Source organism: Sulfurovum sp., assembly GCF_041551015.1.
GTDB lineage: Bacteria > Campylobacterota > Campylobacteria > Campylobacterales > Sulfurovaceae > Sulfurovum.
The window spans coordinates 1-8,437 of the sequence record NZ_JBFENQ010000074.1 but is presented as its reverse complement, the minus strand read 5'-3'; the positions used below and the strand labels follow the sequence as shown (position 1 = coordinate 8,437).

Annotated in this window: 9 protein-coding genes and 2 riboswitches; all 9 genes read left to right on the top strand. The window is 37.7% G+C overall.

The genetic code is table 11. The features are described 5' to 3' along the window. Nucleotides 1-892, top strand: an 892-nt coding sequence (locus ABZC96_RS06145) for a hypothetical protein (protein WP_373029821.1), incomplete at its 5' end; no start/stop codon positions are given. A 1-nt stretch (nucleotide 893) separates the two neighbouring features. Beyond that, nucleotides 894-1,772: a metal ABC transporter substrate-binding protein gene (locus ABZC96_RS06140; RefSeq protein ID WP_373029820.1), complete on the top strand. Its 879-nt coding sequence runs from the start codon at nucleotides 894-896 to the stop codon at nucleotides 1,770-1,772. Continuing rightward, the gene (locus tag ABZC96_RS06135; protein ID WP_373029818.1) at nucleotides 1,769-2,518 is read left to right on the top strand and encodes a metal ABC transporter permease; all 750 of its coding nucleotides are present in this window, start codon (nucleotides 1,769-1,771) and stop codon (nucleotides 2,516-2,518) included. Before ABZC96_RS06140 ends, ABZC96_RS06135 begins: the two co-directional genes overlap by 4 nt. Before the next feature lie 210 nt (nucleotides 2,519-2,728). Then, on the top strand, nucleotides 2,729-2,986 hold the full coding sequence (locus tag ABZC96_RS06130) for a hypothetical protein (RefSeq protein ID WP_373029817.1): 258 nt from the start codon (nucleotides 2,729-2,731) through the stop codon (nucleotides 2,984-2,986). 150 nt (nucleotides 2,987-3,136) lie between these two features. Then, a complete protein-coding gene (locus ABZC96_RS06125) occupies nucleotides 3,137-3,679 on the top strand; it encodes a porin family protein (protein WP_373029816.1) in 543 nt (180 codons plus the stop codon). A gap of 188 nt (nucleotides 3,680-3,867) precedes the next feature. Beyond that, a riboswitch (TPP riboswitch) is annotated at nucleotides 3,868-3,994 on the top strand. An 87-nt stretch (nucleotides 3,995-4,081) separates the two neighbouring features. Further along, a complete protein-coding gene (gene thiC, locus ABZC96_RS06120; protein WP_373029815.1) occupies nucleotides 4,082-5,971 on the top strand; it encodes a phosphomethylpyrimidine synthase ThiC in 1,890 nt (629 codons plus the stop codon). Between the two features lie 79 nt (nucleotides 5,972-6,050). Then, the gene (locus ABZC96_RS06115; protein WP_373029814.1) at nucleotides 6,051-7,151 is read left to right on the top strand and encodes an FAD-dependent oxidoreductase; all 1,101 of its coding nucleotides are present in this window, start codon (nucleotides 6,051-6,053) and stop codon (nucleotides 7,149-7,151) included. Then, nucleotides 7,148-7,351: a sulfur carrier protein ThiS gene (gene thiS / locus ABZC96_RS06110; protein ID WP_373029812.1), complete on the top strand. Its 204-nt coding sequence runs from the start codon at nucleotides 7,148-7,150 to the stop codon at nucleotides 7,349-7,351. Before ABZC96_RS06115 ends, thiS begins: the two co-directional genes overlap by 4 nt. A gap of 1 nt (nucleotide 7,352) precedes the next feature. Continuing rightward, nucleotides 7,353-8,165, top strand: a complete 813-nt coding sequence (locus ABZC96_RS06105) for a thiazole synthase (RefSeq protein ID WP_373029811.1) — start codon at nucleotides 7,353-7,355, stop codon at nucleotides 8,163-8,165. A gap of 60 nt (nucleotides 8,166-8,225) precedes the next feature. Further along, nucleotides 8,226-8,335: riboswitch (TPP riboswitch) on the top strand. Nucleotides 8,336-8,437: the final 102 nt, after the last annotated feature.

Below are 8,437 nucleotides of genomic sequence, written 5' to 3'. Positions count from 1 at the left end.
TACAGCACTGGGAAATGGACTAAGATTAAGAGGTGGTAAACTTCTCTCAAATTTCGGATATATCAATGCACAACACCATCACTATTGGGATTTTGGAGATATGCCACTCGTCTTTGAATCATTTTTGGGAACGCACGGAATAAACGAATTGGGTGCTCAGATCCAATGGACAGCGCCAACATCGTTTTATCTCATGGCAGGGCTTGAGATACTTCAAGGTGAAAATGAGCAAATGTTTGGAAATGAATCAGTTGAACTAGAAGATGTATGGACAAGTGTAGGAGAAGACCACATTGAAGGTACTGATGCCCCATCTCTTTATGTGGGTTATGTGAAATCTTCTTTTGATGTTGGCGATACTACTGTTTTTGGTGGACTCTCTTACGCGCAGGGAGATTCACTTCTAGATCATAGTGAAGATGAAGAAGCACCGCACGTTTTTAAAGGTGATGCAAAGCTCTACGGTGCTGATCTGGTAGTGTTGCATACGTTAGACTCTTACCGATCTTTTAAATGGCAAACGGAGTGGCTAAGCAGAGAGCTCGATGGCATACAATATAATCCATCTGCATCTTCGGATATCAATAAAAAACAGAGTGGACTCTATTCTCAACTGCTCTATACACATGACAAGAATTGGAAAATGGGCGTCAGGTATGATACAATTTATCAAAATGACATTACAAAGGATGGTGTCGATATAAATGAAGTCGATGATTTCAACAAGTACTCTGCAATGATCGAATACCATACGAGCGAATTTGCACGTTTTAGACTTCAGTATAATCGTAATGAAGCAATGTATGATGAAGCTGGTTTAAGACAAAACCTCGATACGATTATGTTACAGGCAAATATCGCTATTGGTGCGCATGCGGCACACTCTTTCTAATATGAAAAAGATACTTGCTTTACTGACGCTTCTTCCCCTGTCTCTGTTAGCTAACCTCAATATTGCGGTGAGTTACCCTTATATTGGTGCATTGACAAAAATGATAGGCGGAGAAGATGTTACGGTAACGGTTTTGGCAAAAGGCAATTGGGACCCTCACTTTATCATTCCCCGTCCTTCGCTCATCAGTAAAATGAGAAATGCAGATGGACTGATCATGAATGGAGGACAGCTTGAGATCGGTTGGCTTCCTCCTATCATTAATCGTGCGGGTAATCCTAAAACTATGCCCAATACGAAAACATTTTTAAACCTTTCGCATCACGTAAAGCTTATCAACAAGCCAAAAAGTGTCGACAGAAAACATGGTGATATTCATCCTGATGGGAATCCGCATTTTCATATAAGTCCGAAAAATATTTTGATCTTGGCAAAAACCATAGAAGATTTTCTTAGCAGTATAGATACAAAAAATAAAGATACTTATAAAAAAAACTATCATGAATTTTCTAAAGTTTGGCATCAGAAAATGGCTCTTTGGAAGAAGAAAATGAAAGACAAAAAGGGCCTAAAAGTCATTCAGTTTCATGATAATCTTGCGTATTTTAATAAAGAGTATGGTCTTTTGAATATAGGAACGATTGAACCGCTTCCGGGGATTCCGCCTTCTTCAAAACATACTATTGCAACCATTGAACTTATCAAAAAAGAGCAGCCTTGTTGTATTTTACATGATGTCTATCACTCAACAAAAACAGCTGATTTTATAAGCCAAAAGACTGGTATCAAGGTCATTCTTATGCCACACGATATAGATGCACTTAAGAATATTGATAATTTGAATGCTCTTTTTGACTATCTCACAAGTGCAATAAAATGATAGATATTTTGCTCATTCCGATTCTTTTGGTCATTGTACTTGTGATGCTTCACGCTTATTTTGGTATGGAAATTTTAAAGCGGGGGATTATTTTTACAGACCTTGCGATTGCTCAGTTTGCAGCACTTGGTTCTTCGATCAGTCTAGGTTATTTTCATGAGGAACACTTTTACATACTGACACTGAGCTTTGCGTTGTTGTGTGCTTTTTTGATCGCTTTTGCTTCGACTAGAAAACTTCATTTGGAAGCATTTATAGGGATTCTTTATATTTTGGGTGCCAGTGGTATCATGATGGTACTTGCACACTCCTCTGAAGGCATGGAGCATTTCAAATCACTTCTTGCAAGTGATATACTTTTTACACCCTTTAATGATGTTTTACAAAGTATTATTATTTATGCTTTCATTGCAATAGCACTTTACTTTGTCTATCCAAGACTAAGTGGGTTTTTTAGGGAACTCTTTTTCTTCTCGCTTCTTGCGATCACAGTCACTTCTTCAGTTTCACTTGCAGGCGTTTTTGTCGTGTTTGTACTTCTTATTGCACCACCGTTTGTTTCTATTTCTTTAAACGTGAAAAGACCTTTGCTTATCAGTTTTATTTTTGGATGGTTTTTTAGTATTGGTGCCATTATCATATCTTATTTTTATGATTTACCGACAGGTTACAGCATTGTCTTTATGGGTGCACTTCTCACTGTTGCTGTCGTCATAATGGCCTCTAAAAGCGAGCCGAGAAAATGATCCGTCTGATCATTTTCTTTAGCTGAAGCGATACATTGTTCCAAGTTGTCTTCTAACATAGGTTTGTATTGGATTGTGAATAAATACTAGACTTCTTGTTTTTCATGCTTCATCTCTTTTTTACTTTTAAAACCCACATATAGGAAAATTTTGAATTATTGTACATTTATTTCGCTACAATATCATAAAAATAAACACATGGAAAACACAATGACATCAGCAGAAAAACTCAAAAACCTTTTAGAACTTGAGATCATTCCAGATTTGGAAGTAGCCATTGACGAACTTTTTGCAGCCATAGACAAAGCAAAATCTGCTTCAAAAGAACAAAAAGAAGACTTGGAAGAGATGAGAGAGATGCGTACAGAGTGTTTCGCTATCATTGAAGAACTTGGACGTGATGAGCTTGAAGAGGATGAGATAGAAGAACTTCTTGCTGAACTTATAGAGATGAAGACCGAAGAATAGGTAAGATTTCCTCTTTTTTTTGCTAAGAATAAACCTTTTTTTTTAAACAAAAAAATAATAAAATTTTTTTTCATTTTTCTATTGACTTTTATATATCGATAGGAGTATAATCCGCCGATTTTTTATAATTCAAAAAAACAAGGAAAAAAAATGAAAAAAGTTACACTTTCAATCATGGCTGTATTGGCAATGAATACATTCGCAGTAGCAGGTGGAGATATTTCTCCAGTAGAACCACAAATTACAGTACCTGAATTTACTGAATCAACAGGTGCATTTTATGCAGGTTTAGGTTATTCATATATGAATTTAGATGCAGGGATCGCAGGAGAACATGATGGTGATGCAACACTTTTATTGGCAGGATATAAGTTCAACCAATATATAGGTGTAGAAGCTAGATATGCTGGTCTTACTGATTGCCTAGAAAATGCTGCTATCTATGTTAAACCAATGTATCCAATCGGTGATGCTTCAGTTTATGGATTACTTGGATATGGAGAGACTACATATGATAATGGTACTTCATCTTCAGAAGATGGTTTCCAATGGGGTCTAGGTGCAAACTATGCATTGACTGAAAATATCGGTGTATTCGCAGACTATACAAACCTTTATGATGATTCAGGATTTGCTTCTGGAACAGACGTTACAGTAGATTCTGTTAACGTAGGTGTAACTTACACTTTCTAAGTCAAACTTGATCTTCTTATGAGACTGGATTTTATCCAGTCTCAGTCCACTTGACAAAATTCTTTTCATTGTTTTTAAAAAACATTGCTCATAAAAGAGTTAGTTTTATGTACATAACTTTTCGATTTCCTCCAATATTTAAACATTAAATTAAGTCTATTTTTATCCTTTTTAAACTATAGTACGCCATCAACCTCTCGGGGAGCTTTGATCATTTATGGAAAACATATCTGATGCATAGCTGAGATAGCAAATGCTTGACCCGTTGAACTTGAACTGGATAATACCAGCGTAAGGAAGAGATTTGTATTTAAATTTTAATTATAAATAATAATATTTATACCTACTGATTTTCTACGCCTCTTCCCACAAAATACAAACCATATTTTAAGGGAAAAAACAATGACAAAACCATATAAAGACACACTAACAACATCCAATGAACTTTTAACAAGAGATCCTTTTCCTGCTTCAAAAAAAGTCTATCTTAAAGGAGAGATACACAAAGATATTCGTGTACCTATTCGTGAGATAACTTTAAGCAATGATACAAAGCTAGGTGTATATGATACTTCTGGACCATATACTGACCCGTCAGTAGAGATTGATGTAGGAGAGGGGATTCCAGCGATTCGTAAAGAGTGGATCATGGGTAGAGATGATGTAGAAGAGTATGAAGGACGCATTATGGCTCCTGAAGACAATGGATATACTACAGACGAACAACTTGACTTCGTAACTGCCGGTGCAACAGGACTTGTAAGAACACCTTTGCGTGCCAAGAAAGGAAAAAATGTTTCTCAACTTTGGTATGCAAGACAAGGTATCATCACACCAGAGATGGAATTCATCGCTATTCGTGAAAGCCAAAACCTTGCGATGACTAAAGAGTATCTTCAAGATGAAGAGCGTGAGGCAAGACTCAAAGGTGAGAACTTTGGAGCAAATTTACCTGAGATGGTTACACCAGAATTTGTAAGAAAAGAAGTAGCTGAAGGTAGAGCAGTTATCCCTTGTAATATTAATCACCCGGAAGTTGAACCTATGATCATCGGTCGTAACTTCTTAGTAAAAGTAAATGCTAACATCGGTAACTCTGCTACGACTTCGAGTATTGCTGAAGAAGTGGAGAAGATGGTATGGTCTACACGTTGGGGTGGAGATACGGTTATGGATCTTTCAACAGGTAAAAACATTCACACAACACGTGACTGGATATTACGTAACTCACCAGTGCCAATTGGTACAGTACCTATCTATCAGGCACTTGAAAAAGTAAATGGAATCGCAGAAGATCTTACATGGGAAGTCTTTAGAGATACACTTATAGAACAAGCTGAACAAGGTGTGGATTACTTTACGATTCACGCTGGATTACTTCTTCACCATGTACCAATGACGGCAAAACGTGTAACGGGTATCGTTTCTCGTGGTGGGGCAATTATGGCTAAATGGATGATTCACCACCATAAAGAAAACTTTTTGAATACACACTTTGAAGATATCTGTGAAATCATGAAAACATACGATGTAACATTCTCTCTTGGTGATGGGTTACGTCCAGGTTCTGGTGCAGATGCAAATGATGAAGCACAGTTTGCTGAGCTTAAAGAGCTAGGACGTTTAACACAAATTGCTTGGAAGCATGATGTACAAACAATTATCGAAGGTCCTGGCCATGTGCCGATGCATATGATCAAAGAGAATATGGATAAACAGCTTGAGTGGTGTCATGAAGCGCCATTCTATACACTTGGGCCCTTAACGACAGATATTGCTCCAGGATATGACCACTTTACATCAGGTATCGGTGCAGCTATGATTGGTTGGTATGGTTGTGCGATGCTTTGTTATGTGACACCAAAAGAACACCTTGGTCTTCCAAATAGAGATGATGTTAAAGAAGGACTCATTACTTATAAAATTGCCGCTCATGCAGCAGATATTGCAAAAGGTCACCCAGGAGCAAGAGCAAGAGATGACGCGATGTCTTTAGCACGTTTTGAATTTAGATGGGTAGATCAGTTTAACATCGGTCTTGACCCAGACAGAGCTAGAGAGTACCATGATGAAACTATGCCAATGGAAGCAGCAAAAGTAGCTCACTTCTGTTCAATGTGTGGACCAAAGTTCTGTTCTATGAAGATCTCTGCTGAGGTAAGAGAGTATGCAGATAACTTGGGAACGGATGTTGAAACTGCTAAACAACATGGAATGGATGCAATGTCTATGACTTTTCAGGAAATGGGTTCGGAAGTCTATGTTGAAGCAGCTAAGATAGAAAAAGCGTAAAATTCTTGAGCCAAATGGTGAACTTTAGTGAGAAGAATTGGCAGAGAGCTTTGCTCTTTGTCAGGGAGAAAGGACAATAATGAATATTGCAATCGTAGGAGCTGGTCTTGTAGGAAGAGTTTTAGCACTCAACTTAATTAAAGAGGGGCATACATTAACACTTTTTGATAAAAGCTCTAAAGAGGGAACGAATGCCGCGGGTTTTACAGCAGCAGGTATGTTAGCTCCTTTTGCAGAATTAGAAACTGCAGAGTCTGTTATATTTGAGCATGGAAAACGCTCGATGGAACTGTGGGGAGATTTGCTTAAAGAGGCTGGTGTATATGATGGTTTACAGTTAAAAGGATCAGTTATTACAGCTCATCCACAAGACATAGCAGAACTTGATCATTTTATTACTTCATTGCGTAATAAAATAGAAGAGGCCAAAGATATAGAGATGCTTGACAGTCAAGAACTCTCTAAATTAGAACCTGAACTTGAACATCATGCTAAAGCATTTTATCTTAAAGATGAAGGACAAGTAGATGCACAAAGATTTATAGCATTTTCTACAAATACACTAAGTATGAGCCCTAACATCACATGGATGGAACATACTCAGGTAGATAAAATAGAATCCGGAAAAGTTTTTTATAGTGATAAGGTTGAAGAGTATGACTGGGTTTTTGATTCCAGAGGTTTAGGAGCAAAAGAGCATTTTCCTGATTTACGTGGAGTAAGAGGAGAAGTGTTTTGGCTTGAATCATCAGAAATAAACATAACTCGTCCTACAAGGCTACTTCACCCTCGTTATAAAATTTATATTGTACCTCGCGAAAATGGCTGTGAGGGCATAGAATTAGACTACTGTAAAGAGTGTAATATCTCGCAAGAACCAGGCGCTAAACGGTATGTGGTTGGAGCAACCGAGATAGAGAGTGAAGATACCAGTCCGATGTCAGTACGTTCAAGTCTTGAGTTACTTTCAGCAGTCTTTTCTGTGCATTCAGGTTTTGGAGAGGCACGTATAGTCAACACGGAAACAAATTGTCGTCCGGCATTTAAAGACAACTTGCCACGCATAGAAAATTCTGAAAAATTAACACGAATTAACGGACTCTACAGACATGGTTATCTGCTTGCTCCTGCAATTGTCGAAAAGGCGTTAAATGAAGGTATATACAAGGATAAAAAATGATAGACATAATCGTAAATGGAGAAAAAAAAACTGTTACTGATGGTATAAATATTAAAAAGATGATAGTAGAACTTGGCTACAAAAAAGAAGGTTTTGCTGTGGCTCTAAATGAAACTTTTGTTGCCATTAAAGCCTACGAATCTACTATTATTCAAGCCAATGACTGCATAGAGATATTGGCTCCCGTACAAGGTGGATAAAATGACTAAACATTTAAAATCAAATAATGATACATGGGAAATAGGTGGGAAAACATTAAGCAGTAGACTGCTCATAGGTTCTGCACTCTATCCAAGTCCTGCCAATATGGAAGATGCTATTAAGATTTCAGGTGCGCAAATTGTAACGGTATCTTTGAGACGGCAAGCGGCTGGTGAGGGAGGGGGTAACCCTTTTTGGGATATTATTAAATCATTAGGTATAGAAGTATTGCCAAATACAGCAGGTTCACACTCTGCCAAAGAGGCTATTACTACAGCGCAGATGGCTAGAGAGGTTTTTGGTACAAACTGGGTAAAACTTGAAGTTATCGGTGACCAGTACAATTTACAGCCAGACCCGTTTGAGACGGTAAAGGCAGCTGAAGTCCTCATAAAAGAAGGATTTGAAGTTTTTCCTTATACAACAGATGATCTTGTAGTTGCAAAGCGCTTGGCAGATGTGGGCTGTAAAATCATTATGCCATGGGGATCTATGATAGGTTCAGGCAAAGGACTGATGAATCCGGACAACCTTATAGCCATTCGTAAGCAGTTTCCAGATCTTAAGTTGGTTGTTGATGCCGGGATAGGAAAACCATCTCATGCAGCACAAGCGATGGAGCTAGGATATGATGCAGTACTACTTAACTCTGCTATAGCATTAGCACAGGATCCTGTTAAAATGGCAGATGCTTTTAGGTTAGCTGTAGAGTCTGGACGATTGGGTTATGAAGCAGGAGTCATGAAAGAACGTGAGTTTGCTTCTCCCTCTACGCCAACAGTCGGCACACCTTTCTGGCATCAGTTCAATTAAATAGGAGTTAAATACTCCTATTTAAGGATAATCAAATCTAATTTTTTGTATAAGTTACTTATCAATCTCTCGGGGCGCTGAATTTTATATTTAGCTGAGATAGCTTAATAGCTTGACCCGTCGAACTTGAACTGGATAATACCAGCGTAGGGAAGAGAATCGTACATAATCTACTTTGATAAGTAATTTATCACTTTTATATACTTCTTCTTCCTTTAATACATACATATTTTAAAGGGAAATATAATGAAATCCAAAATTTTAACTGGTTC

What these genes read in the sequence shown, in the direction of transcription:
- ABZC96_RS06140 (WP_373029820.1), top strand. Translation starts at nt 894, where the DNA reads ATGAAAAAGATACTTGCTTTACTGACGCTTCTTCCCCTGTCTCTGTTA.
- ABZC96_RS06135 (WP_373029818.1), top strand. Translation starts at nt 1,769, where the DNA reads ATGATAGATATTTTGCTCATTCCGATTCTTTTGGTCATTGTACTTGTG.
- ABZC96_RS06130 (WP_373029817.1), top strand. Translation starts at nt 2,729, where the DNA reads ATGACATCAGCAGAAAAACTCAAAAACCTTTTAGAACTTGAGATCATT.
- ABZC96_RS06125 (WP_373029816.1), top strand. Translation starts at nt 3,137, where the DNA reads ATGAAAAAAGTTACACTTTCAATCATGGCTGTATTGGCAATGAATACA.
- thiC (WP_373029815.1), top strand. Translation starts at nt 4,082, where the DNA reads ATGACAAAACCATATAAAGACACACTAACAACATCCAATGAACTTTTA.
- ABZC96_RS06115 (WP_373029814.1), top strand. Translation starts at nt 6,051, where the DNA reads ATGAATATTGCAATCGTAGGAGCTGGTCTTGTAGGAAGAGTTTTAGCA.
- thiS (WP_373029812.1), top strand. Translation starts at nt 7,148, where the DNA reads ATGATAGACATAATCGTAAATGGAGAAAAAAAAACTGTTACTGATGGT.
- ABZC96_RS06105 (WP_373029811.1), top strand. Translation starts at nt 7,353, where the DNA reads ATGACTAAACATTTAAAATCAAATAATGATACATGGGAAATAGGTGGG.